The following is a 25910-nucleotide window of genomic DNA, read 5'->3' on the forward strand; positions in this document are numbered from 1 at the left end:
TGCTGTGCAATCATACCAATGGCGGTTATGCTGATCGACGGAATCGGTTAGCATCGAGGCATGATATGTCAATGGAGGTGAGCGCATGAGCGACCTGCACGAAGCGTTACGCGATGATGTCCGGATTCTGGGTGAGAGCCTGGGCCGAACAATGGAATCCCATCTGGGCCACGACTTCCTCGACAAGGTTGAGTATATCCGCAAGCTGGCCAAGTCGGCGCGACATGCCGAGGATGCGACACAAGCCGCACTGCGAGAAGCTCTCAGTGAACTGAGTGAAGATGAAGTGTTGCCAATCGCCCGCGCGTTCACCCAGTTCCTCAATCTGGCCAATATCGCCGAAGAGCATCATCGGGTACGTCGTCACTATGAAACCGAAGGTGACGAAGATGAAGAGCTGATTGACAGCCTGCTTAAACGCCTGCATGGCGAAGGTCGCGGTCCTGATGAAATCCTGGCCTGCCTGAACGAGATGTGCATCGATCTGGTGTTGACGGCTCATCCCACCGAAGTCAATCGACGTACTCTGATCCAGAAGTACGATGCCATTGCCGAGACCCTCAAACAGCGCGATCGCGGTGAGTCGGTACAGCATCGCCTCGATCAGTTGATCAGTCAGATCTGGCATACCAATGAGATTCGTCAGCACCGTCCCACCCCGGTAGAAGAGGCCAAATGGGGCTTTGCAGTGATCGAAAACTCGCTCTGGAGTGCCGTACCGCGCTTTTTGCGTTTGCTGGATGATCGTCTGCAGGAAACACTGAATACCTCACTGCCGCTGACCTGCTCACCGGTTTGCTTCTCGTCCTGGATGGGGGGCGACCGTGATGGTAACCCCAATGTGACTGCCGAGGTAACCTCCGAGGTGCTGCTGCTGGCGCGTTGGATGGCTGCCGACCTGTATGCGCGTGACGTGGACCTGTTGCGTGGCGAGCTGTCCATGTATCAGGCCAATGCCGAGCTGCGACATGAAACGGATAACCACCCCGAACCCTACCGTGAGATTCTGGGGCGCTTGCGCAGCCGCCTGCATGAAACCCGGCAGGGCATCGAAGACTATCTCAAGGGCCGTGCCAGTAATCCGGACCTGTGGATCAGCGAGCTGGACGAACTGATTGAGCCTTTGCTGTTGTGCCATCGCTCGCTCAATGACAGTGGCATGGGCTGCATCGCTGCAGGGGCGCTGGAAGACCTGATTAGGCGTATCGCCTGCTTTGGCCTGACGCTGGTGCGTCTGGATATTCGCCAGAATGCCGAGCGTCATACCGAAGTGTTCGATGCTCTGACCGAATTCTATCAGTTGGGCTGTTACTCGGATTGGGATGAGACACAGAAGCAGGCTTTTCTGTTGCAGGAGCTGAATTCGCGTCGCCCGCTGATTCCTCACCGCTGGGCACCCTCTGCCAGTGTGCAGGAAGTGATCAGTACCTGTCGGGTGATCGCCGCCAATCCAGATTACAGTCTTGGTTCCTACGTGATTTCCATGGCGGGCCAGCCATCGGATGTGCTGGCCGTTATCCTGCTGCTGCAGGAGGTTGGTGTAGAGCGCAATATGCGGGTGGTACCGCTGTTTGAGACATTGGATGACCTGGACAACGCGCGTGACTGTATCGAGTCACTGCTGCAGATCGACTGGTACCGTGATTATATTGAAGGCCATCAGGAAGTGATGATTGGCTACTCGGATTCTTCGAAGGATGCCGGGCAGCTGGCAGCGGCCTGGGGGCAGTACCGTGCACAGGAGGCCCTGACGGAGTTGTGTCGGCGCAAGCAGGTTCGTCTCACGCTGTTCCATGGCCGCGGTGGTACCGTTGGCCGTGGCGGTGGCCCCAGCCATACCGCAATTCTGGCGCAGCCACCGGGTTCGGTCGCGGGCAGTCTGCGCGTGACGGAACAGGGCGAAATGATTCGCTTCAAGTTCGGCATCCCTGAAATTGCAGTACGCAACCTGACGCTTTACACCGGAGCGGTGCTGGAGGCAACCCTCAGTCCGGGGCCGCAGCCTGAACCTGAATGGCGTACGCTGATGAACAGCATGGCCACTTGCGGTATGACCATTTACCGTTCGCTGGTGCGTGAAGAGCCCCAGTTCGTACCCTATTTTCGCGCGGTTACGCCGGAGCAGGAGCTGGCCAAGCTGCCGTTGGGGTCACGACCGGCGAAGCGCAAGGTCGATGGTGGAGTGGAAAGCCTCAGGGCCATACCCTGGATTTTCGCCTGGACCCAGATCCGCTTGATGCTGCCCGCTTGGCTGGGTTCGGGCGCGGCGTTGAAGCAGGCGCTGGAGGAAGGCCAGGAGCCACTGTTGCACGGAATGTATGAACAGTGGCCGTTTTTTCAGTCCTGGATCGATATGCTGGAGATGGTGTTGGCCAAAAGTGATGTCAACATTTCGGCCTACTACGAAAAGCGGTTGGCCTCGCCGGAGTTGGGGGTGCTGGGTTCCAGTCTCAGGTCTCGCCTGCAGCAGGCTGTTGAGCAGGTGAAGCAGATAAAACAGGAGCAGCAGTTGCTGGAAGGCAACAGCGTGATTCGTCAGTCGATAGAGGTGCGTAACCCCTATATCGACCCATTACATGTACTGCAGGCGGAGCTGTTGTTCCGTGATCGCAACCAGCCGGATCAGCGTCTGGAGCAGGCGTTGATGGTTACCATGGCTGGCATTTCAGCGGGCATGCGTAACACCGGCTGATCACTACGAAGAGGACGTGAGGGCTTGAACAGGACTCGGGCTTTGTCGTAACCTCGGCTTTTTTGTCAACAGTTGGACAGCAGCTAGGTCTAATGTCGAATTGTGTGCGCAGGGCAGGGGCGTTTAGCCTGTCCTGCAGGATAACTATAAAGTGGCTGCCGCTGTATCGTCCCGACAGGGCCTTGGCGTGCGGCCCGAGTTGCAGTTTACAACAACGTTCAGGAGACGAAATAGATGCGCATTATTCTGCTTGGAGCACCGGGCGCCGGCAAAGGCACCCAGGCCCAGTTCATCACCGAAAAGTACGGCATTCCGCAGATCTCCACAGGGGACATGCTGCGTGCTGCGGTCAAGGCGGGCACCCCGCTTGGCAAGCAGGCCAAGGAAGTGATGGACGCAGGCGGCCTGGTATCCGATGACATCATCATCGGGCTGGTCAAGGAACGTATCACAGAGGCAGACTGTGCCAATGGTTTCCTGTTTGACGGCTTCCCCCGCACCCTGCCGCAGGCTGATGCGCTGAAAGATGCCGGTGTGGATATTGATGCCGTTGTCGAGATTGATGTGGCCGATGCTGAAATCATCAAGCGTATGAGCGGTCGCCGCGTACACCCGGCTTCGGGCCGTACCTACCATATCGTGTTCAACCCGCCGAAGCAGGAAGGGTTCGACGATGTTACCGGTGAGGAACTGGTTCAGCGTGAGGATGACAAGGAAGAAACCGTACGTCAGCGCCTGAAGGTCTATCATGACCAGACAGCTCCGCTGATCAATTACTACCGCAGCTGGAATGAATCCGGTGAAGCGAACGCGCCGCGTTATGTATACGTTGAAGGTGTCGGCAGCGTTGATGATATCCGCAACAAGGTGTTTGCGGGTCTCGAAGGCTGATTGCCTGTTCTGATTGTTAAAAAGCCGCCAGTGGGCGGCTTTTTGCTTTCAATTGGCCCATAATACCCGCCTGTTTTCTGATACAGCCATATGAGGCAGCATGAACACAACGGATATCTTCGGCCTGCACGCCGTCACGACTCTTCTACAGCGCAATTCCGATCGGGTTCGTTGCCTGTTGATCCAGCAGGGCCGCGAAGATGCCCGGTTGCAGACAGTACTGGATCTGGCTGGTACGCGCGGCATCAAGGTGATCACACAGCCGCGTGAAGGGTTGGATCAGCGTGCTGGTGGAGGTCGTCATCAAGGGGTTATCGCCGAATGTGAACCGCTGCGTGCCTTGAGTGAAAAGGCACTGGACCGGCTGCTGGAACAATCCGACACAGCTCCTCTGCTGCTGGTGCTGGACGGCGTAACCGATCCACACAATCTGGGAGCCTGCCTGCGTACAGCGGATGCCGCAGGCGTAACAGCCGTTATTGCCCCCAAGGACAAGTCGGCACCGCTTAATGCCACCGTTGCCAAGGTTGCCTGCGGTGCTGCCGAAGTGGTGCCTTACATTCAGGTGACCAACCTGGCGCGTACCCTGCAATTGTTGCAGCAACACGGTATCTGGATCACCGGAACCGCCGGCGAAGCGACCCAGAGCCTGTATCAGGCTGACCTGACCGGGCCGCAGGCGATCGTGATGGGTGCGGAAGGCAAGGGCATGCGTCGTCTCACCCGTGAAAATTGCGATCAGCTGGTGAACATTCCGATGGCAGGGGAGGTCAGTAGCCTCAATGTGTCCGTGGCAACCGGAGTGTGCCTGTTTGAAGTGGTGCGTCAGCGGGCGGTAAAAGCGGAGGCCTAGCCTCCGCTGTGTGCTTCAGTGCAGCAGTTCATCCACATGGGTGGCGATCATCGCTTCCTCATTGGTCGGCATCACACGCACAGTGACCTTTGAGTCCGGCGTGCTGATGATACCGCTGTTGCGCTGATTCGCTTCACTGTCAATCTCTATGCCAAGCCAGCGGCAGCGCTCCAGCACGCGCGCGCGCACATCCGCATCGTTCTCGCCGACACCACCCGAGAACACCACCTGTTCCACCCCTTCCAGTGCGGCACCCAGGCGGCCCATCTCCAGCGCGACACGGTAGCAAAACATGTCGATTGCTTCCTCGGCGCGAGGATCATTGGCCTGATGCAGCTCCTTCATGTCCGAGCTGATGGTGGAAACGCCCAGCCAGCCGCTTTCCTTGTAGATCAGCTTTTCCAGTGCATCCACATCCATGTTCTCTTCCCGCATCAGATAGAGAAGCACGCCAGGGTCAAGATTGCCGGTGCGACTACCCATGGGCAGGCCTTCGACGGCGGTGAAGCCCATGCTGGATGCGATGGAGCGTCCATCTCGAATGGCACACATGCTGGCGCCTGCGCCCAGGTGACAGGCCACTGTTTTCAAATTGCCAGCTCCGCCAAGGCTGAGCTGGCGCTGGATATACTCGTAGGACAAGCCATGGAAGCCATAGCGGTGCACGCCTTTCTCGATGAGGTGGCGCGGCAAGGCATATAGCCGCTCCAGCCGGGGCTGTGCCGCATGGAACATGGTGTCGAAACAGGCGACAACGGGTAGTTGTGGTGCCAGTGCACGGCAGGCTTCAACCAGCTTCAGGTTATAAGGTTGATGCAGCGGGGCCAGCGGGATAAAGCTTCTCAATTGCTCCAGCACAGCATCGTCCAGTCGCATCGGTGTGTTGAACAGGTCACCACCATGTACGACTCGGTGACCGGTCGCAATCAAACGTGACTCCGGCAGGTGCGCTTCGACCCATTGCAGCACTTCACGCAAGGCGAACTGATGACGCTCGTCCAGTGCCACTGACTGGCACTCCAGCTGATGCGAGTCCAGTACCCGGTTGTCTTCATCACGCACCTTGAACAGTGTGGTGTCACCCAGCAGGTTTTCCACTTTTAGGTGAAACAGGCAGTGAAGTTCGCTCGCACGCAGGGCATATAGGCCACATTTGAGACTGGAGGAGCCACCATTAACGGTCAGAATGGTATCCATGCTTTCAGCCCCCCTTGCGTGGATGCTTGACCATGTAGGAAGCCAGTGCACAGGACGCCAGGCGGCCCAGAGTACCTTCGGCACGGCTGGTCAGAATAATGGGTACCTTGGCCCCTACGGCCAGGCCGGCTGACTTGGCATCGGCCAGGTAGATCAGCTGCTTGGCGATCATGTTGGCGGCCTCAAGGTCTGGCGCCAGCAGGATATCGGCGTCACCAGAGACCGGTGAGTTGATATGTTTGTCGATGGCGGCCTGCAGTGAAATGGCATTATCGAAAGCCAGCGGGCCGTCCAGGATGCCGCCAGTGATCTGTCCGCGATCTGCCATTTTGCACAGGGCGGCAGCGTCGATGGTACTCTGCATGGTCGGCTTCACCTTTTCAACCGCGGCCAGAATCGCGACCTTGGGCGACTCATTACCCAATGACTGACAGAAGTCGATGGCGTTCTGAACGATATCCCGTTTTACCAACAGATCAGGCACCACGTTGATGGCGGCATCGGTGATCACCAATGGTTTGTGGTAGTTGGGCACGTCAAACACGAATACATGGCTCAGGCGCCGCTCTGTACGGATGCCTTTGGTTTTATGAACCACGGCACTGAGCAGTTCAGAAGTGCCAAGGCTGCCTTTCATCAGCGCGACGGCCTTGGCTTCGCGAATCAGTGTACAGGCGCATTCGGCCGCCATGTGGCTGTGTTCGGTGCTGATGATTTTGTAGGGTGACAGGTCGATGCCTTCAATTTCGGCTGCGGCACGAATCTTGTGCTCCGGGCCGACCAGCAGAGGCTCGATTAACCCCTGTTCAGCCGCTTCGATGGCACCCAAAAGGCTGTTGTGATCGACCGGATGGACAACGGCGGTGCGGATAGGGCCGGATTTGCGTGCCTGCTCAATAAAGAACTCCAGCTGGTTGTGCATCGGCGGTGTCTCGGTTGAAATCGTGGTGTTGGGGGCGTCAGCTGATATCGACATGGGGGTATCCTTCCTGAGAATGCTGATGACTAGGGTATAGTCCTATAATGAACCCATTATGACGCAGTGCAACATAAAGCGGACAGGCTCGCGGCAAAATTGATCCGAGGCAAGATCCAGGGCAGCCGAGCATGTGGCTCGGCCACCATGCCTCAGTTGTTAACCGGGGTTTTCAGAGTGTCTTGATACGGAGGCCAACCCATCGGCTTGCCACCGAGGAGGTGCAGATGAATGTGGTAGACCGTTTGGCCACCGTGGGTGTTGCAGTTGAATACGGTGCGGTAGCCATCCTGATCAAAGCCCTGTTGCTGAGCAATTTTGCTGGCGGCCTGAATCATATGCCCCACTACCTCGCGGTCGTCGTCGGCAATGTCATTCAATGTTGCGATATGCTTGCGCGGAATAATCAGGCAGTGAAAGGGTGCCTGTGGGTTGATGTCGCGAAAGGCGATGACCTGGTCATCTTCGTACACCCGCTCAGCCGGGATTTCACCTTCCAGAATTTTGCAGAACAGACAATCCATAACCTTCTCTCGACTCATTTGATTCGTGTCGAAGCAGTATAGCGAGCGCAGTCAGATTGCCTCAACCTTTTGCTCCCGTGGTGGGCAGGCATACTGCTTGGCAACGGTACCGTCCGGCAGTACGGATTCAAGCTGTACATCGAATCCCCACAGGCGGTGTACGTGCCGCAACACCTCTTCAGTTGATTGGCCCAATGGCTGGTTGTTATGCATGTAATGACGCAGGGTAAGGGCACGGTCGCCACGGATGTTCACATTCCAGACCTGAATGTTGGGCTCACGATTGCCGAGGTTGTACTGAGCGGACAGTGATTCGCGCAGTTGACGATAGCCACGTTCATTATGGATAGCATCGACTTTCAGTACCGGACGATTGCTGTCATCCATGATCGAAAACAGTTTCAGCTCCCGCATCAACCGGGGTGACAGATACTGCAGGATGAAGCTTTCATCCTTGAAGTTGCGCATGGCGTGGTCAAGCGTTGCTTTCCAGTCGCTGCCGGCAATATCGGGGAACCACTCCCGGTCCTCATCGGTCGGATTTTCACAGATGCGGCGAATATCCTGCATCATGTTGTAACCCAGCGTATAGGGGTTGATTCCACTGAAATAGGGGCTGTCGAACGGGGGTTGATAGACCACGCTGGAATGGGAATGAAGAAACTCCATCATGAAACCGTCGGTGACCAGCCCCTCGTCATACAGCTGATGCAGCAACGTATAGTGCCAGAAGCAGGCCCAGCCCTCGTTCATCACCTGAGTCTGTTTCTGGGGATAAAAATACTGTGCAACCTTGCGCACGATGCGAACGATCTCCCGTTGCCAGGGTTCGAGCAGTGGCGCGTTCTTCTCGATGAAGTAGAGAATGTTCTCTTCCGGATCTGCCGGAAAGCGAGGGTGTTTGCGATCATCACTGTCCGCCTTGCGGGGTACGGTGGTGTTCCACAGATCGTTCAGATGACGCTGTATGTATTCTTCCCTGTCCTGCTGACGCTCACGTTCTTCGGCGGCGGTGAGCGGGCGTGGGCGTTTGTAGCGGTTGACACCATAGTTCATCAGGGCGTGGCACGAGTCCAGCAGCTGCTCAACCTCTTCCACGCCATGCTTCTCCTCGCAGCGGCGGATGTAGTTCTTGGCGAACAGCAGGTAGTCGATGATGGCACTGGCATCAGTCCAGGTTCGGAACAGGTAGTTGCCCTTGAAGAAGGAATTGTGGCCGTAGCAGGCATGTGCAATCACCAGCGCCTGCATGGTGATGGTGTTCTCTTCCATCAGATATGCGATGCAGGGGTTGGAGTTGATAACGATTTCATAGGCCAGCCCCATGCGGCCACGGGTATAGTTCTGCTCGGTCTCCACAAACTGCTTGCCGAAGGACCAATGGTTATAGTTTAGCGGCATGCCGACCGAGGAGTAGGCGTCCATCATCTGTTCCGAGGTGATGACCTCGATCTGGTTGGGATAGGTATCAAGCCCGAACTCACGGGCGACACGGCCAATTTCCCGGTCATAGGACTCGATCAGCTCGAAGGTCCAGTCTGAGCCGGTCGAGATTGGCTGGCGTTTTTTACGACTCATGGGCACCCCCCTCGGTACGCTTCTCGAACAGTCGGCGGAAGACCGGATAGATATCGCCAGCATCGGTGATCTGCTGCATGGCGAACTGCTCCTTGAAAGCTTCACGCACCTGCTCATATTCATGCCAGAGATTCTGGTGTGGACCGGTGGTGATCTCCACGTATGCGTAATACTGGGTTTTGGGCAGAATGCGGCTGGCCAACAGCTTGCTGCAGGTGGTCGAGTCGCCATCCCAGTTGTCGCCGTCCGACGCCTGAGCGATATAGATGTTCCAGTCGGCCGGGGGATACCGGGCATCGATAATATCGGCGGTCAGAGCCAGGGCGCTGGAGACTATGGTGCCGCCGGTCTCGCGAGAATAGAAAAACTCCTGTTCATCCACCTCCTTGGCATGGGTGTGGTGGCGCACAAAGACCACATCGATCTGCTTGTAGTTCCGGTTCAGGAACAGATAGAGCAGGATGAAGAAACGCTTGGCGATATCCTTGACGCTTTGCGTCATGGAGCCGGATACATCCATGATGCAGAACATGACCGCCTTGCTGGAAGGCAAGGGCACTCGCACGAGGTTGGTGTAGCGCAGGTCAAAGTCATCCAGAAACGGCAGTTTGCGAGAGCCTTTTTCAAGCTGAGTGATCTGCTCACGCAAGGCGGTGATCTTCTCTGTTTTTTCAACGGAGGGTGGTGTGTCTTCAAGCGCCCAGAGCTCCTTGCGCAGGGCACGAATCTGCTGTCGTACGTTCTTGTCGGTCAGCGCGATGCGACGGGCATGAGCGGCCCGCAACGAGCGCACAATATGCAGCTTCTCCGGTGATCCGCTGCTGGTGAAGCCGGCACGACGGGTTTCAAACGAGGTGGCATCCTTGAGCTGTTTGCGCACCATCCAGGGCAGCTCAAGATCCTCAAACATGAAGTCGAGGAACTCTTCCTGGCTGATGGTGAAGGTAAAGTCATCCTCGCCTTCACCCTGATTGCTGGCCTTTCCCTGACCGGCGCCACCGCCACCACCGCTTTCGGGGCGTTTGAACTCGTCGCCTTCGACAAATTCCTTGTTGCCCGGGAAAATCTTGTGCCGCAATCCACCTTCACCGTGATGGAAGACCGGCTCGGAGATGTCACGTCGAGGAATGGTGACCTGTCCGCCTTGATCGATCTCCTTGATGGAGCGATCATGGATGGCGTCTTCAACGGCACGTTTGATGTGCTGTTTGTAGCGGCGCAGAAAACGCTGACGGTTTACCGTGCTTTTTTTCTTGGCGTTCTCTCGGCGGTCTATGATGTAACTCATGTTTCAGGCTCCCATGCGGCAGTTGCCAGGCAACTGCCGGGTCAGTTCCATCAGGCTACGGCTCCTGGTGCCCGGTTACTGCGATTTGCGGACGCGGATGTACCATTCGGACAGCAGGCGAACCTGCTTCTCGGTGTATCCACGTTCGATCATCCGTTTCACAAACTCGCCATGTTTTTTCTGATCGTCCGAAGAGGCTTTCGGATTGAAGGAGATCACCGGCAGCAAATCTTCGGTATTGGCAAACATCTTCTTCTCGATCACGGAGCGCATCTTCTCGTAGCTGTTCCATGCCGGGTTCTTGCCGTTGTTGCTGGCCCGGGCGCGCAGTACAAAGTTGACGATCTCGTGGCGGAAGTCTTTCGGGTTGCTGATACCCGCCGGCTTCTCGATCTTCTCAAGTTCTTCGTTGATGGCCTGGCGATCGAGAATGTCACCTGTTTCAGGGTCACGGTACTCCTGATCCTGAATCCAGAAGTCGGCATAGGTGACATAGCGGTCGAAAATGTTCTGCCCGTACTCGGAGTAGGATTCCAGATAGGCGGTCTGGATCTCCTTGCCAAGGAAATCGATGTACTTGGGCGCGATATACTCTTTCAAAAAGCCGATGTAGCGCTCCTGGGTTTCGGTCGGGAACTGCTGCTGACTGATCTCACGCTCCAGTACATGCATCAGGTGGACCGGGTTGGCCGCCACCTCGATGGCGTCGAAGTTGAATACCTTGGACAGAATCTTGAAGGCGAACCGGGTTGAGAGACCATCCATACCCTCGTTGACGCCGGCGGAGTCCTTGTACTCCTGCATCGACTTGGCACGTGGATCGGTGTCCTTGAGGTTCTCGCCGTTGTAGATGCGCATCTTGGAGTAGATGCTGGAGTTTTCAGGCTCCTTCAGGCGTGACAGGACAGTGAACTGGGCCAGCATGTGCAGGGTATCCGGTGCGCATGGGGCGGCATTGAGCGAACTGTTTTCCAGCAGTTTCTCGTAGATATGGATCTCTTCGTTCACTCGGGTGCAATAGGGCACCTTGACGATATACACACGGTCAATGAACGCTTCGTTGGTCTTGTTGTTCTTGAAACTCTGCCATTCCGATTCGTTGGAGTGGGCCAGCAAAATGCCGTCGTAGGGGATGGCACCCATGCCCTCGGTGCTGTTGTAGTTGCCCTCCTGAGTGGCAGTCAGCAGTGGATGCAACACCTTGATCGGTGCCTTGAACATCTCGACGAATTCCATAATCCCCTGGTTGGCACGGCACAGGGCGCCAGAGAAACTGTAGGCATCCGGGTCGTGCTGTGGATACTCTTCCAGCTTGCGAATGTCCACCTTACCGACAAGGCTTGAGATGTCCTGGTTGTTCTCGTCACCCGGTTCGGTCTTGGCAATGGCTACCTGATCCAGAATGGACGGATGCAGTTTCACCACCCGAAACTGAGTGATATCACCACCGTATTCATGCAGACGTTTCACGGCCCAGGGGGACATGATGCCACGCAGGTAGCGACGGGCGATGCCGTACTCCTGCTCCAGTATTTCGGCGTCTTCTTCCGGATTGAACAGTCCCAGCGGTGACTCGAATACCGGTGAGCCCTTGATCGCATAGAAGGGGATATGCTCCATCAAGTGCTTGAGACGCTCCGCCAGCGATGACTTACCACCCCCAACAGGTCCGAGCAGATACAGGATCTGTTTCTTCTCTTCGAGCCCTTGAGCTGCATGGCGGAAGTAGGACACGATACTCTCAATCGCTTCTTCCATGCCGTAGAATTCGCTGAAAGCAGGGTAGCGCTTGATCACCTTGTTTGAAAAGATGCGGCTCAGGCGAGGGTCCAGTGCGGTATCGATCACCTCGGGTTCACCGATCGCATCCAGCATGCGCTCGGCAGCATTGGCGTATACCTTTGGGGTTTCCCGACACAGGTTGAGATACTCCTGCAGGCTCATCTCTTCCTGCAGGATGGCCGAATAACGTGCCTTATAGTGCTCGAAGATACTCATGCTCACCTTCCTGTACGTTACGCTACCCACTGAAAATTCAAACGCTTATTGGCCAAACCGGCGAAGCGTTCCAGTGATTTCAGTGTAGTTCAGATTACGGAGAGTCAAGTGAGGTGCGACCTAAAAAAGCTGGTCGCACCTGTCATCCAGCGGTCCTGTCCTCCTGTCTGATTTGACCATCTGAATTGTCATACGTTGCATCGCGACAAACGGCTCAGGCCTGCAGCGACATAATCAGTGCCTGCATAAATCGCGCCGCTTCGCCACCGGTGGCGGCACGATGGTCGAATGTCAGTGACAGGGGCATCACCTTGTGTACGACGACCTGATCATCAATGGCAACCGGCTCTGATCGAATCACACCCGCACCCACAATCGCCACCTGAGGCGGTACCACCACCGGGCTGGCGTAACGGCCGGCCAGGGTGCCGAAGTTACTGAGGGTGATGGTGGCGCCCTGCATCTCGGCCGGTGGAATGGAGCGGGATTTGACATCGGCACGCAGCCGGTTCAGCCCTTCGCGAAGGTCTTCGACAGACCGGTTGCCGATATCACGCAGGACCGGTACGAACAGTCCCTGCTCGGTATCCACGGCCACGCCAAGGTCGATTTTCTGGTGTACCCGCCGTGCCAGCTGATGGCCATCAAACCAGACATTCAGCTCGGGAACGGCCTTGCAGGCAGCCGCGATGGCTTGAACCAGCCGCATGGTGATGTCGGTACCGGCGGGCCAGTGGTCGATATCGGCATCCTCACACAGCGAGACCGGTACCACCTCAGCATGGGACTGGGCCATGGTCCGTGCCATTTGTTTGCGTACGCCGCGCAGGGCCTCGGGAGCGCCCAGTGAACGGTCGAGGCTTGCGGCATGTTCCACATCCTGTGCCGTGACAGCGCCTTGTGAACCGCTGCCGCGCAGCGTATCCAGTGACACATTCAAGCGCTGAGCCAAGGCGCGTACAGCGGGTGTTACTCGGGCGGATGCCGCCTGGCGACTGCTGGGAGCGGCCCCGATAATGAACTCTTCGCGCTGACTGTCACTGCCCTGGTGTCGACTCAGTTCGCCCACAACGGTACCACTGTCACTGTCGTCCTCATCCGCAAACTCGACCAGAGGCTCACCGGTGTGAATGGTGTCACCTTCTGCACCAAACAGGTGCGCAATCACCCCATCCTGGGGCGAAGGGACTTCAATGATCGCCTTGGCCGTTTCCACCGATACCATGATCTGATCGGTCTTGATGCTGTCTCCTTCACGAACATGCCATTCCACGATTTCCGCTTCGGGCAGACCCTCGCCCAGATCGGGCAGCTTGAAATATTTCATCAGGCGTACTCCAGCGTTTCCTGCACGGCCTGAACAATGTCAGCCGTGGTGGGCAGGTAGAGTTGTTCATTACGGTAATAGGGCATGACGGTGTCATAGCCGGTGACACGGCGTGGCGGGGCCTTGAGCGAGAGCAGAGCCTGTTCGGCCAGAGTGGCGGCAATTTCTCCTCCCAGGCCGCCGTGCCGCGATGCTTCATGCACAATGACACAGCGGCCGGTTTTGCTGACCGATGCGATCAGGGTGTCATGGTCGATCGGGTTCAGGGTCGCAACATCGATTACTTCACAACTGACACCGTTCTCTGCCAGCTGGCGGGCAGCGGCAAGGGTTTCCGTGACGGCAGCCCCCCAGCTGATCAGAGTGATGTCCTCTCCTTCGCGCAAGGTGAAGCAGGTATCCAGCGGCAGAGCCTGTCCATCGTCTTCCACCAGTGTTTTGCTGGCGCGATAGATCCGTTTTGGTTCCAGAAAGACAACCGGGTCGTCACAACGAATCGCGGCCAGCAGCAAACCGTAGGCACGAGCGGGGGACGAGGGCACCACGACGTGTAACCCGGGGATGTGTGCCAGCAGGGCTTCGGTACTTTCCGAATGGTGTTCGGGGGCATGAATGCCGCCGCCGAACGGCGCCCGCAGTACCATGGGGCAGTTCAGGCGGCCACGGGTGCGGTGGCGCATGCGGGCGGCATGGGCAACCAGATGTTCAAAGGCCGGAAAGATGAAGCCCATGAACTGGATTTCAGCGACGGGCCGAATGCCCTGGGTGGCCATGCCGACACTGAGACCCGCAATCATGGTTTCGGCCAACGGCGTGTCGATCACGCGGCGTTCACCGAAGCGATCCTGAAGGCCAGCAGTGGCACGAAACACGCCGCCGTTGGTGCCGATATCCTCGCCCAGCAAAATTACGTTAGGGTCATCTTCCATAGCGCGTGCCAGTGCCAGATTAACGGCATCCAGCAGGGTAATGGCATTGTCACTCATGATCCTCTCCTCCCTGCCGCTTCTGACGCATCTCTTCTTTCTGCCGTTGCAGCCCCGGCGGGCATTCTGCATAGAGATAATCAAACAGATCATCAATCGCCTGTGGCGGCATGGCCAGGTAGGCATCGACCGCCTTTCCGATCATCCCCTTGGCCTCTTCCTGCCAGCGCTGCTCCTGCTGTTCGTCCCACAGATTCTGGCTGTGGAGCCAAGTGCGCAGACGAGGCAGGGGGTCTCGTGCCCAAGCCTGTTTCAACTCTTCTGCCGAACGGTAACGGGTGGCGTCATCGGCTGTGGTATGGTCGGAGAGTCGGTAGCTGACCGCTTCAATCAATGTGGGGCCCTTTCCGTTGCGGGCGCGTGCCAATGCCTGGCCGACCACTTCATGCAGGGCAACGGCATCGTTGCCGTCCACCTGCTCGCCGCGGATACCGGCACCGATCGCTTTCTGAGCCAGTGTCGGAGCAATGCACTGTTTGGCACGAGGCACCGAGATGGCCCACTGATTGTTGTTGATCACGAAGACCACCGGCAGCTGCCAGGCACCGGCCACATTGATGGCTTCCAGAAAATCACCCTTGGAGGTGCCGCCATCGCCGATCATGGTGAGTACGGCCTGTGGTTGCTGACGCAACTTGAGTGCCGTGGCCACGCCGCATGCATGCAGGCACTGGGTGGCGATGGGGACTGCGTTGGGAAGGTCCTTGCGCATGGCCGGTGAAGCGCTGCCGCGCTCGTCACCACCCCAGTACAGCAGCACATCCTGCATGGGAACGCCGCGCATCATCTGCAGAATATGGTTGCGATAATAGGGTACCAGCACGTCTTCCGGCTGCATCAGTGCTCCACAAACCACATCAATGGCCTCGCCACCCAGCAGAGAGGCATAGGTACCCAGCTGGCCGGTACGCTGCAGGCTGATCGCCTTGGCATCAAACTGCCGAGCGAGCACCATCTGGCGGTAATAGTGGCACCAGGGATCACTGCCCTGCGCCCACTCAGGCATGCCACCCACAGGTGTGCCGTCCGGAGCCAGGTAACGGGTCAGATGAATTTCGCCGTGATAGCGTATCTCATGCATGCTGCACCTCCTGGTGCTGATGAGTCAGCTGTACCTCACCGGCCGCCTGCAACAGCGATTCGGCGTGCAGGTCAGCGACATGGTGCACTGACTGACCGGTACGGTCGGCTTCTGCAAAGAGATGAGTGAGGGTTGCTGCAATTTCACGAATCTTGGCATCACGCTCATCAGCGGAGCGACCGGCATGATGCATGGCAACATGAATCAATCCACCGGCATTGAGCACATAGTCAGGTACATACAGAATTCCTCGCTGACGCAGGCGGTTGCCGTCCTCATCGGTCGCCAGCTGGTTGTTGGCACAGCCGGCAACAATGCGACAGTTGAGGCGAGGGATGGTGTCGCTGTTGAGGGTGGCGCCCAGGCCACAGGGGCTGAAAATATCCGCACCGGTATCGTAGATCGCCTCGGTTGCAACGGCTCGGGCGTTGAATTCACGCACACAGCGATCGGTCCGTTCGCGCTCAATATCGGCGACGTAGAGCTGTACGCCGGCCTGGTGCAGGCGCTGTGCCAGTGCGTATCCCACATGGCCAAGCCCCTGAATGGCGATGCTGAGCCCTGCCAGACTGTCCTTGCCAAGCTGATGCATAACTGCAGCCTTGATGCCCTCGAATACACCCAGTGATGTATGTGGAGAGGGATCGCCGCTGGCACTTGTGCAGCTGACAAAGCGGGTAGTGGTTTCGATGGCATCCATGTCGCTGACTTCGGTACCGCTGTCCATGGCGGTGATATAGCGCCCGCCCAGCTGATCCACCATGCGGCCGAAGGTCTGCATCAATGCGGCTCGGTCAAACGCGCCTTCCGGCTTGATAATCACCGCCTTGCCGCCGCCGTGGGGCAAGCCGGCCAAGGCGGCCTTGTAGCTCATGCCACGGGCAAGTCGAAGTGCATCGGTAATGGCATCCTGCTCACGAGTGTAATGGATAAAACGGCAGCCGCCGATGGCCGGGCCGCGCGCTGTGGAGTGAATCGCGATAATGGCTTTTAGACCGGTAGCCGGATCCAGGCCGAAGTGGAGGTCGGTCAGACCGGCGTTTTCCATCTGCTTCAACATGACGGGGTCCTCCGCACTGGGGCGTCAGGGAAAACGTATGTGAATGGGTGACCTTGAGTCTTGTGGACAGCACCACCCCTTACATTCTGAATAGCACAGCTCTGGGCAAAGTACAGCTTGAGGATCAGTGATTTAGAGTGATTGGGTGCGGCATGTGCAGATGCACAAAGACACTTTCAGGCCCGATGACAGAGCGATCGGCAAGGATGAATTGGATCCGTGTTGCAGTGCGAAGAATCAGTGCGAAAGCGCTTCCAGTACACGCGGCCAGAGAGGTGAACCGGTCGGTGAGACGGGGGCAGGTGGTGCGGCTGGTGCCTCTTGGGGCAACAGGTGGGGTGGGACGGGTTCGCCGGCTGCGATCAGTCGCTCACGTTCCAGCCAGCGTTTAACCTCCGACAGAAGGGAGAACAGCTCTTCATCCGTAAAGTGGGTGCGGGGTTGCAGAGGGTCACGTACCTGGTTTACCTCCAGGGCAGGTGCTGAGCAATCGAATGCCTGCTCCTGTCCAGCCCGCAGGCAGTAGCCGCTCTGCTCAGGGGAGTCATGTCGTTTCATCAGACTGCACCCCGAGAGCAGAGCCAGCAGGCCTAGCCCAGTCAGTATCCGTTGCCATCCTGTCATGCCGGTCGTTCCATTGAATCAGAGAGTGGCCACCGAAAGCGCCAGTCCCGCGGCGATCAGTGCACTGCCTGCCAGCCGCTGCTGCCAGATCATGGCCATGGGGTGAGCGAATTGCTGCCGCAGGCCCGATGCCAAGCCACTGTATCCGGTCATGATGCAGGCTTCGGCTGCCATCAGTGTAGCACTAATAGTAATTAGCTGGGGCAGCTGCGGCCGGGCGGGATCGATGAACTGGGGGATCAGCGCGAGCAGAAAAACCAGACCTTTTGGGTTGGTAATGTTGACCAGCAACGCCTGCAGGAAGCGGCTGTGACGAGGCGCAAACGCAAGCGACTCCACCTCACCTGATGCGCGCTGTCTCCAGAAACGGATTCCGAGCCAGATAAGATACACTACACCGATCCATTTAAGGATGGAAAACAGCTTCGGTGAGGTGGCAATCAGACTGCCAAGCCCAAGAGATACCACCATAATCTGTACGCCATAGCCGCTGACAAGCCCAAGCGTACTCCAGCAGGCGCCGCGGACACCATAGGTCAGACCTGCGCCCATGGCGGTGGCGGCACTGGCACCGGGAGACAGGCTGATCAGCAGGGCGGTGCCCAGCAGTGCAATCCAGATCTCTGTACTCATCGTTATAAAACCTCTGCAACGCAAACAGCCGCCCGAAGGCGGCTGTTGAAACATTGGCGTGAAATATCAGGTGTTTTCGCGTGCAATCGCGCGGTAAGCGATATCGGTACGGAAGTAGGCATCCTTCCAACTGACCTGCTTCAGCAGTGCGTAGGCGCATTGTTGAGCCTCGGTCACACTGTCACCCAGTGCGGTGACACAGAGCACACGCCCCCCGGCTGTGACCACATGGCCCTTGTCATCCAGCTGGGTGCCGGCGTGGAATATCTTGCTGCCTTCCGGGCAGGATTCCGGCAGGCTGATCACATCGCCCTTGGCGTAGTCGCCCGGGTAGCCGCCAGCCGCCATGACGACCCCAACGGACTTGCGCTCATCCCATTCGGCAGTGGTCTGGTCCAGCTTCCTGTCGAGCGCCGCCTGGCACAGTTCTACCAGTGAAGACTTGAGGCGCAGCATGATTGGCTGGGTTTCGGGATCACCGAAACGGCAGTTGTACTCGATTACCTTAGGTGTACCGTCGGCCATTATCATCAGGCCGGCATACAGGAAGCCGGTATACTCGTTGCCTTCCGCCTTCATACCGTTCACGGTCGGCATGATCACTTCGTCCATTACACGCTGATCGATCTCGGCGGTTACTACCGGTGCCGGAGAGTAGGCACCCATACCGCCGGTATTCAGACCGGTGTCGCCATCGCCAACACGTTTGTGGTCCTGGCTGGTGGCCATCGGCAGCACATTGTCGCCGTCGACCATGACGATGTAGGAGGCTTCCTCCCCATCGAGGAACTCTTCAACTACTACGCGGCTGCCTGCATCACCGAAGGCGTTGCCGGCCAGCATGTCACGAATGGCGTCTTCAGCTTCCTGCAGGGTCATCGCCACGATGACGCCCTTGCCAGCAGCCAGGCCGTCGGCCTTGACCACGATCGGGGCGCCTTTCTCGCGCACATAGGCCAGCGCAGGTTCGATCTCGGTGAAGTTTTGATACTCCGCCGTCGGAATCTCATGGCGTGCCAGGAAGTCCTTGGTGAACGCCTTGGAACCTTCGAGCTGAGCCGCACCGGCGGTCGGACCAAAGATCGCAAGACCCGCTGCGCGGAAACGATCAACGATGCCGGCTACCAGCGGTGCCTCAGGACCGACGATGGTCAGCGCTACCGCGTTGTCGCGGGCGAAGTTGACCAGTGCATCGATCTGCATCACGTCGATATCCACATTCTCCAGCTTGGGCTCAATGGCCGTACCGGCGTTGCCGGGAGCGACATATACGCATTCGACTGCAGGATCTTTAGCCGCGGTCCAGGCCAGTGCGTGCTCGCGACCGCCGGAACCGATAACCAGAATATTCATGTTCGATTCCCTTTGTTTAGTGACGGAAGTGACGCATGCCGGTGAATACCATGGCAAGGCCGTGCTCATCGGCAGCGTCGATCACTTCCTGATCGCGCATGGAGCCGCCGGGCTGGATCACTGCAGTGATACCCGCCGCTGCAGCGGCATCTATGCCATCACGGAACGGGAAGAACGCATCAGACGCCATAACGGAGCCCGGCACTTCCAGGCCTTCGTCAGCGGCCTTGATGCCGGCGATTTTGGCAGAATATACGCGACTCATCTGACCGGCGCCAATGCCAATGGTCTGGCCGTTCTTGGCGTAGACGATGGCGTTGGATTTGACGTACTTGGCCACTTCCCAGCAGAACAACAGGTCACGGATCTCCTGTTCAGTGGGCTGGCGCTGGGTGACGATCTTCAGCTGAGAGGCGTCGATCATGCCCAGATCCTGGTCCTGCACCAGCAGGCCGCCGTTAACACGCTTGTAGTCGAAGCTGTGTTTGCGTTCTTTATCCCACTGGCCGCATTCGAGCAGGCGCACGTTGGGTTTGGCGGCGACAATATCAGAGGCCTCCTGTGTCACGCTCGGGGCGATGATCACTTCCACAAACTGGCGGTCAACGATCGCCTGGGCAGTCTTGCCATCCAGCTCGCGGTTGAACGCGATGATGCCACCAAACGCTGAAGTGGGGTCAGTCTGGAAGGCACGATTGTAGGCTTCCAGAATATCGTTGCCGACAGCAACTCCACAGGGGTTGGCGTGCTTGACAATGACGCAGGCCGGTTCCTGGAACGGTTTGACACATTCCAGTGCTGCATCGGTATCAGCCACGTTGTTGAACGATAGTTCTTTGCCCTGCAGTTGACGGGCGGTTGCCACGCTGGCTTCGCCGGGGTTGGCTTCAACGTAGAAGGCCGCACGCTGGTGCGGGTTCTCGCCGTAGCGCATGTCCTGTGCCTTGATGAACTGGGTGTTGAAGGTGCGTGGGAAGTCGGCCGGCATCTCCTCGTCGCCTTCGACGATGGCGCCCAGATAGTTGGCGATCATGCCGTCGTAGGCAGCGGTGTGTTCAAATGCTTTCACAGCCAGATCGAAGCGGGTTTTGAAGCCGAGGCCGTTGTCAGATTTCAGCTCAGCGATAATGCTGTCGTAGTCGGATGCATTGACGACGATGGCAACATCCTTGTGGTTCTTGGCGGCGGAACGCACCATGGTCGGGCCACCGATATCGATATTTTCGATAGCCATCGGCAAATCGCAGTCAGGGCGGGCGATGGTAGCGGCGAACGGGTAAAGGTTAACCACAACCATGTCGATCGGCTGAATGCCGTGCTCGCTCATGATGGCATCATCGGTGCCGCGACGGCCCAGAATGCCGCCATGCACTTTGGGGTGCAGGGTCTTGACGCGACCATCCATCATTTCAGGGAAGCCAGTGTAATCCGAGACTTCAATCGCCGGGATATTGTTGTCACACAGCAGTTTGTAGGTGCCGCCAGTGGACAGGATCTCGACGCCTTCGGCACTGAGTGCACGAGCAAAGTCAACGATGCCGGTCTTGTCAGACACGCTGATCAGGGCGCGACGGACGGCTTTGGTGTTCTGTTCAGACATGGTAAGCGTTCCAGTTCGAAATGAATTCAGTTACAGCAGACCGTACTGCTTGAGCTTCTTGCGCAGGGTGCCACGGTTGAGGCCCAGTACCTCTGACGCCTTGGTCTGATTGTCCTTGGTGTAGGCCATCACGCTCTCGAACAGCGGTGCCTCGATTTCGGACAGAACCATCTGATAGACATCGGTAACAGGCTGGCCGTCCAGCTGTTTGAAATAGCTGGTCAGTGACTGGTGCACGGTGTCACGCAGGGTCTGTTGGGGGATCTGCGTCTGTGTGCCGGGTTTAGTCTGTTTCAAGTCTTTGGTATCCACTGTACTTCTGTACCCAATCCAGGGATCAGGCGGCTGCCAGCCGGGACGCAAAAAAAGCGGCCACGGCACTCACCTGATCATGTGCTGTTTCTAGTTGATTGAAATCTTGCCGAAAGTCCCGGTTGCCCTCTGCTGTTTGCAGATACCAGCCCACATGCTTGCGTGCGATCCTGACGCCGAGATAGTCGCCGTAGAACGCATACAGTGCCAGCAGGTGCTCGGTCAAAATCTGCTCTTGCTCTTGGGCAGATGGGTCAGGGCGCTCCGTGCCCGTGCGCAGAAAATGATCAATCTGGCCGGGTAGCCAGGGGCGTCCCTGTGCCGCACGGCCAATCATCACTGCATCAGCACCGGTCAGCTCGAGTACCTGCCGTGCCTTGCGTGGCGAGTCGATATCACCATTGGCAAACAACGGTATACTGACTTCGTCACGTACTCGGGCGATAGTGCTGTACTCGGCCTCTCCGCGATAGCCATCGGCCCGAGTGCGACCGTGAATGGCCAGTGCCGCAATGCCGGATTGCTCGGCAAGGCGGCCAATGCGAATCGCGTTGCGGGTGTCAGGGCACCAGCCTGTGCGGATCTTGAGCGTAACCGGTACGTCTACGGCTGCGGTAACTGCCTGCAGAATATCCTGTACCAGTGGCTCGTCCCGCAGCAGAGCAGAGCCTGCGGCCTTGTTGCATACCTTTTTGGCGGGGCAGCCCATGTTGATGTCGATGATCTGAGCACCGTTCGCGACATTCAAACGAGCAGCCTCAGCCAACATATCGGGATCACCGCCGGCAATCTGAACAGAACGCGGCTCGGGTTCACCCGTGTGATCAAGACGCAGGCTGGATTTTCGAGTGTGCCAGAGACGGCTGTCGGATGTGACCATTTCGGACACGGCGAGTCCGGCACCCAGGCGGCGACACAGCTGCCGGAACGGGCGGTCCGTCACCCCGGCCATGGGGGCCAGAATCACCCGACTGTCAATGCTGTATGGGCCGATCCTGAACATGCTGCGTCCTGTCAGAAAGATAAAGGAAACTCACGTTTGCTGCAGTTGCGGCAAACCGGGGGCTTACTTTCGGAAGGCGGCCAATGATACTCCTTCGGCTTGCTGCGTCCAACCGTTTCTGATGAAAAAATGATCTGTTTTCAGGGCTCGTGAGTCGGGGCCAGCAGGGACAGTTCGTAACTGACACCACGGCGTCCTGGTGAAGCAAGTTCCAGCTCGATCTGCATCGGTTGGCCAGGCATCATCTGTTCAGTGGACAGGCTGCGGGTATCAAGGTATTCGCCTGGCTGAAACGTGCGCTTAGCCACTTCTCGTCCTTTCAAGTCTGTAAAGCGCAGCTGAAGCGCCGGCCATGGCTGGGGAAAGGGGGCCATGTTTTCGAGTACGATGGAAACTTTAAGTGCATCGGCGAAGCGTGGGTGAGGTTGAACATGCAGGCTGTGGTTTCGGATCTGACTCAGCGCATGAGCACTGTCGAGATCACAGCTGATCTGATGACACAACATGGAGTAAATACTCTGTAGCTGCGGGTATTGAGCCAGTCGAGCACGCTCAAACCAGATCAGCTGCGACAGAAATACAGCCAGTGTCAGCAAAATACCCAGCAGCAGGAAGGCGGTGGTAATCGGATTGCGTTCGTCCTCGACTTTGGCCAACTGAAGCGGCTCCGCGATCAGCGGCAGGGCGGCCGTGCTTCCTGCACGAGCTTGATCTGCATCGATACCGACAGGGGGCGGTGCCTTGACAGGTTCGGCTGCAGCAATCGGAATATCAGTCGAAGCGGAAGTGGTATCCGGGCGTGCCTTTGAAGGCTCATTTACAGCCTTGATAGAGGTTTCAAGGTGTTCGTCGGCGGGGCTGTTTTGCTCGGGCTTGAACGAGCTGACTTCGTGTTGGGGGGCGCTGAAAACTCTCAGGCAGGCACCACAGCGCACCTGCCCCTCGGCCAGCTTGAGCTGGCCTTCGGTCACGCGAAAGCGGGCATGACAGTTGGGGCAGCGCGTTATGATCAAGGATCAGCTCTCCTGCTTGCGGGTACCACTGAGGCGGATCCAGCCCTCGCGTTCACCCGGTGCATCCATTTCAAACCACTGACTGTAAGTGGATATTAGCTCATCTGCCTGCTGCGATAACAGGCCAGACAGCAGGATGCGTCCTCCCGGGCAAACGCGTTCGGCAAGCGTTGGGGCCAGCTCACACAGAGGGCCTGCCAGAATATTGGCTACCAGAACATCCGCCTGCAGTTTGGGAGCATTAAGGGGCAGATAGGCGTTGAGTCGTTCAGTTGGCAGCTGGTTGCGGGCCAGGTTGTCAGCGGTGGCGGTGAGTGCCTGAGGGTCGATATCCACGGCCATGACGTGGCGCGCTCCGAGCAGCAGGGCGGCAATGCCCAGAATGCCGCTGCCGCAGCCGTAGTCGATCACCTGCGCTCCGTTCAGTTCCTGCCCATCCAGCCATTCGAGACAAAGCGCGGTTGTTGGGTGGGTGCCGGTACCGAAGGCAAGGCCCGGGTCAAGCATCAGGTTGACGGCATCAGGCTCGGGTGCTTCGCGCCAACTGGGGCATACCCAAAGGCGCTGACCGAACTGCATTGGATGATAGTGATCCATCCACTCTCGCTCCCAGTCCTTGTCCTCCAGAATTTCGGCCTTGAACTCGGGCAGTGTGCCGGCGTTGGCAAAGGCGTCTTTCTGAGCCTTGGCCAGTAGCTGCAATGTTTCACGCAAGTCATGCTCGGCCGCGAACAGGCCTGTAACGATGGTGTGGCTCCACAGAGGCGTGGTTCCCAGATCAGGTTCAAAAATCGGTTGGTCGGCGGCGTCCTGATAGGTGACGGCTGCGCAGCCGGCGGCCAGCAGCAGGTCCTCGTAGGTTTCGGCCTGCTCGGGTGAAGTGGCAACTTTAATCTGTAGCCAAGGCATGCAGAGACTCCATCTGTTTGATATCAGTAGTATGTCCTAAAACTGCGACGGGTAAAATCCGGTGTTTGCTGATCCAGCGCACGTCAATGGTGTCTGGCAGGTGGTTGGCAGTGTCAGGCAAAAAGAGGGGAGGGTGACAACAGCCGGATTCAGCCGGCTGTTGTCGAGAAAGACTCAGAGGCCGAGCTTTTTCTCAAGGTAGTGGATGTTCACGCCGCCACGGGCAAAGTTGGTATCGCGAACAATATCCTGATGCAGCGGAATGTTGGTCTTGATCCCTTCGATCAGCGTTTCGTCCAGTGCGCTCTTCATTCGCGCCAGTGCCGTTTCGCGGTCATCCGCAAAAGTGATCAGCTTGGCGATCAGTGAGTCATAATGAGGCGGTACGCTGTAACCACTGTACAGGTGTGAATCAACGCGAATGCCATTACCGCCTGCCGCATGGAAGTGAGTCACCTTGCCGGGACTGGGCATGAAGGTTTTGGGGTCTTCCGCGTTCAGACGGCACTCAATGGAGTGGCCGCGCAGCTTGATGTCTTCCTGTTTGTATGACAGAGGCAGGCCGGCTGCAATGCGCAGCTGTTCCTTGACGATATCAACACCGGTTACCATTTCAGTCACCGGATGCTCGACCTGAACGCGGGTGTTCATCTCGATGAAGAAGAACTCGCCATCTTCATACAGAAACTCGAAGGTACCGGCACCGCGGTAACCAATCTCGATACAGGCGTCGACGCAGGCCTTGAGAACCTTGGCGCGAGCGGCCTCATCAATCATCGGTGCCGGTGCTTCCTCGACAACTTTCTGGTGACGACGCTGCATGGAGCAGTCGCGGTCGTACAGGTGAATGGCATTGCCCTGACCGTCGGCCAGTACCTGTACTTCAACATGGCGCGGCTTTTCGAGAAATTTTTCCATGTACACGGTTTCATCACCGAAAGCCGCCTTGGCCTCGGATTTGGTCACCTGTACCGCGTTACCCAGATGCGCTTCGGTATGCACCACGCGCATGCCGCGACCACCGCCACCGGCTGCGGCCTTGATGATCACCGGGTAGCCGATGCGACGGGCGATCTTGTAGACAGCTTCAGCATCGTCAGGCAGGGGTCCGTCAGATCCCGGCACGGTTGGTACACCCGCCAGCTTCATTGCATTGATGGCGGATACCTTGTCACCCATCAGGCGAATGGTATCGGCGCGCGGACCAATGAAAGTAAAGCCAGAACGCTCTACCTGCTCGGCAAAGCCCGCGTTCTCGGCGAGAAAACCATAGCCGGGGTGAATCGCCACAGAGTCGGTTACCTCGGCGGCACTGATGATTGCCGGAATGTTGAGGTAGCTCTGGGTGGACGGGGCAGGGCCGATGCACACGGCTTCGTCAGCGAGGCGCACATGCATCAAATCGCGGTCAGCCACCGAATGGACGGCAACGGTCTTGATGCCCAGCTCCTTGCAGGCGCGGAGGATACGCAGTGCGATCTCACCACGGTTTGCAATCAGCACTTTATCCAGCATAGTGAAAATCCTTGGTCAGCAATCAGGCGATGGTGATCAGCGGCTGGTCGAACTCGACCGGTTGGCCATCTTCGGCCAGAATGCTTTCGACTACACCGGATTTGTCAGCTTCGATCTGGTTCATCATCTTCATCGCTTCGACGATGCAGATAACATCACCTGCTTGCACGCTCTGTCCCACTTCAACGAAAGGTCCTGAGGTGGGAGACGGAGAGCGGTAGAAAGTGCCAACCATCGGTGAGCGTACGGCATGGCCCAAGGGGGCAGCCTCGGCCGGTGCTTCGGGAGCCGGGGCGGCTGCAGCGGGTGCCGGAGCCGCAATGGGTGCCGGTGCTGCGTATTGGGCGGGGGCCGCGATTACCTGGCTGCCGCCACGACTGATACGGACAGACTCTTCGCCTTCCTTGATCTCGATTTCGTTGATGTTTGACTCTTCCAGCAACTCGATCAGTTTTTTGACTTTGCGAATATCCATGCTTTGAAGGCTTCTCTGAATT

Annotated in this window: 23 protein-coding genes; 3 read left to right on the forward strand and 20 right to left on the reverse strand. The window is 57.6% G+C overall.

The features are described 5' to 3' along the window. Positions 1-85 precede the first annotated feature (85 nt). The 3 genes from ppc to rlmB all read left to right on the forward strand — a co-directional run bounded on the left by ppc (position 86) and on the right by rlmB (position 4436). Positions 86-2692 carry a phosphoenolpyruvate carboxylase gene (ppc, locus tag CFI10_RS05250; RefSeq protein WP_206840303.1) on the forward strand — a complete coding sequence of 869 codons (2607 nt, stop codon included), beginning with the start codon at positions 86-88 and terminating at the stop codon, positions 2690-2692. 234 nt (positions 2693-2926) lie between these two features. Continuing rightward, positions 2927-3583 (forward strand): adenylate kinase, encoded by a 657-nt coding sequence (gene adk / locus CFI10_RS05255; protein ID WP_091825285.1) that lies wholly within the window; start codon positions 2927-2929, stop codon positions 3581-3583. A 100-nt stretch (positions 3584-3683) separates the two neighbouring features. After that, positions 3684-4436, forward strand: a complete 753-nt coding sequence (gene rlmB / locus CFI10_RS05260; RefSeq protein WP_206840305.1) for a 23S rRNA (guanosine(2251)-2'-O)-methyltransferase RlmB — start codon at positions 3684-3686, stop codon at positions 4434-4436. A gap of 15 nt (positions 4437-4451) precedes the next feature. Here the strand turns inward: rlmB and CFI10_RS05265 are convergent, their stop codons facing one another. From CFI10_RS05265 to accB, 20 genes are all read right to left on the reverse strand, one after another. Further along, positions 4452-5633 carry an acetate/propionate family kinase gene (locus CFI10_RS05265; RefSeq protein ID WP_206840307.1) on the reverse strand — a complete coding sequence of 394 codons (1182 nt, stop codon included), beginning with the start codon at positions 5631-5633 and terminating at the stop codon, positions 4452-4454. A 4-nt stretch (positions 5634-5637) separates the two neighbouring features. Beyond that, the gene (locus tag CFI10_RS05270; protein ID WP_242530122.1) at positions 5638-6609 is read right to left on the reverse strand and encodes a bifunctional enoyl-CoA hydratase/phosphate acetyltransferase; all 972 of its coding nucleotides are present in this window, start codon (positions 6607-6609) and stop codon (positions 5638-5640) included. A 152-nt stretch (positions 6610-6761) separates the two neighbouring features. Beyond that, complete coding sequence (locus tag CFI10_RS05275; RefSeq protein WP_175527614.1) at positions 6762-7133, reverse strand: histidine triad nucleotide-binding protein; 372 nt, start codon at positions 7131-7133, stop codon at positions 6762-6764. 51 nt (positions 7134-7184) lie between these two features. Then, positions 7185-8711: a SpoVR family protein gene (locus CFI10_RS05280; RefSeq protein ID WP_206840309.1), complete on the reverse strand. Its 1527-nt coding sequence runs from the start codon at positions 8709-8711 to the stop codon at positions 7185-7187. Then, the gene (locus tag CFI10_RS05285) at positions 8701-9999 is read right to left on the reverse strand and encodes a YeaH/YhbH family protein (RefSeq protein WP_206840311.1); all 1299 of its coding nucleotides are present in this window, start codon (positions 9997-9999) and stop codon (positions 8701-8703) included. The genes CFI10_RS05280 and CFI10_RS05285 overlap by 11 nt, the downstream gene beginning before the upstream one ends. Before the next feature lie 75 nt (positions 10000-10074). Next, positions 10075-11997, reverse strand: a complete 1923-nt coding sequence (locus CFI10_RS05290; RefSeq protein ID WP_206840313.1) for a PrkA family serine protein kinase — start codon at positions 11995-11997, stop codon at positions 10075-10077. A 214-nt stretch (positions 11998-12211) separates the two neighbouring features. Further along, on the reverse strand, positions 12212-13324 hold the full coding sequence (locus tag CFI10_RS05295; protein ID WP_091825304.1) for a dihydrolipoamide acetyltransferase family protein: 1113 nt from the start codon (positions 13322-13324) through the stop codon (positions 12212-12214). Further along, entirely contained in the window at positions 13324-14310 is a 987-nt protein-coding gene (locus tag CFI10_RS05300) for an alpha-ketoacid dehydrogenase subunit beta (RefSeq protein WP_206840322.1), read from the reverse strand. Before CFI10_RS05300 ends, CFI10_RS05295 begins: the two co-directional genes overlap by 1 nt. Further along, a complete protein-coding gene (pdhA, locus tag CFI10_RS05305) occupies positions 14303-15391 on the reverse strand; it encodes a pyruvate dehydrogenase (acetyl-transferring) E1 component subunit alpha (protein ID WP_206840324.1) in 1089 nt (362 codons plus the stop codon). Before pdhA ends, CFI10_RS05300 begins: the two co-directional genes overlap by 8 nt. Beyond that, positions 15384-16451, reverse strand: coding sequence for a Leu/Phe/Val dehydrogenase (locus CFI10_RS05310; protein WP_206840326.1), 1068 nt, complete (start codon positions 16449-16451; stop codon positions 15384-15386). Before CFI10_RS05310 ends, pdhA begins: the two co-directional genes overlap by 8 nt. Before the next feature lie 237 nt (positions 16452-16688). Next, positions 16689-17009, reverse strand: a complete 321-nt coding sequence (locus tag CFI10_RS05315; protein ID WP_206840328.1) for a hypothetical protein — start codon at positions 17007-17009, stop codon at positions 16689-16691. Positions 17010-17093: 84 nt separating this feature from the next. Next, the gene (locus tag CFI10_RS05320) at positions 17094-17708 is read right to left on the reverse strand and encodes a LysE family transporter (protein ID WP_206840338.1); all 615 of its coding nucleotides are present in this window, start codon (positions 17706-17708) and stop codon (positions 17094-17096) included. Between the two features lie 66 nt (positions 17709-17774). Then, positions 17775-19061, reverse strand: coding sequence for a phosphoribosylamine--glycine ligase (gene purD, locus CFI10_RS05325; protein WP_206840354.1), 1287 nt, complete (start codon positions 19059-19061; stop codon positions 17775-17777). A 16-nt stretch (positions 19062-19077) separates the two neighbouring features. Further along, complete coding sequence (gene purH, locus CFI10_RS05330; protein ID WP_091825323.1) at positions 19078-20661, reverse strand: bifunctional phosphoribosylaminoimidazolecarboxamide formyltransferase/IMP cyclohydrolase; 1584 nt, start codon at positions 20659-20661, stop codon at positions 19078-19080. Between the two features lie 30 nt (positions 20662-20691). After that, positions 20692-20973 carry a DNA-binding transcriptional regulator Fis gene (gene fis / locus CFI10_RS05335; RefSeq protein WP_091825326.1) on the reverse strand — a complete coding sequence of 94 codons (282 nt, stop codon included), beginning with the start codon at positions 20971-20973 and terminating at the stop codon, positions 20692-20694. A gap of 25 nt (positions 20974-20998) precedes the next feature. Beyond that, positions 20999-21976, reverse strand: a complete 978-nt coding sequence (gene dusB, locus CFI10_RS05340; protein ID WP_091825329.1) for a tRNA dihydrouridine synthase DusB — start codon at positions 21974-21976, stop codon at positions 20999-21001. 140 nt (positions 21977-22116) lie between these two features. Next, complete coding sequence (locus CFI10_RS05345) at positions 22117-22989, reverse strand: DUF3426 domain-containing protein (protein WP_206841956.1); 873 nt, start codon at positions 22987-22989, stop codon at positions 22117-22119. A gap of 3 nt (positions 22990-22992) precedes the next feature. Continuing rightward, positions 22993-23898 carry a 50S ribosomal protein L11 methyltransferase gene (gene prmA / locus CFI10_RS05350; RefSeq protein WP_206840355.1) on the reverse strand — a complete coding sequence of 302 codons (906 nt, stop codon included), beginning with the start codon at positions 23896-23898 and terminating at the stop codon, positions 22993-22995. 174 nt (positions 23899-24072) lie between these two features. Continuing rightward, positions 24073-25413 (reverse strand): acetyl-CoA carboxylase biotin carboxylase subunit, encoded by a 1341-nt coding sequence (accC, locus tag CFI10_RS05355; RefSeq protein WP_206840358.1) that lies wholly within the window; start codon positions 25411-25413, stop codon positions 24073-24075. A gap of 22 nt (positions 25414-25435) precedes the next feature. Beyond that, positions 25436-25888, reverse strand: coding sequence for an acetyl-CoA carboxylase biotin carboxyl carrier protein (accB, locus tag CFI10_RS05360; protein ID WP_206840360.1), 453 nt, complete (start codon positions 25886-25888; stop codon positions 25436-25438). Between the last annotated feature and the right edge of the window lie 22 nt (positions 25889-25910).

The sequence above is a fragment of the Marinobacterium iners genome (assembly GCF_017310015.1).
In the GTDB taxonomy this organism is placed as follows: Bacteria; Pseudomonadota; Gammaproteobacteria; order Pseudomonadales; family Balneatricaceae; genus Marinobacterium; species Marinobacterium iners.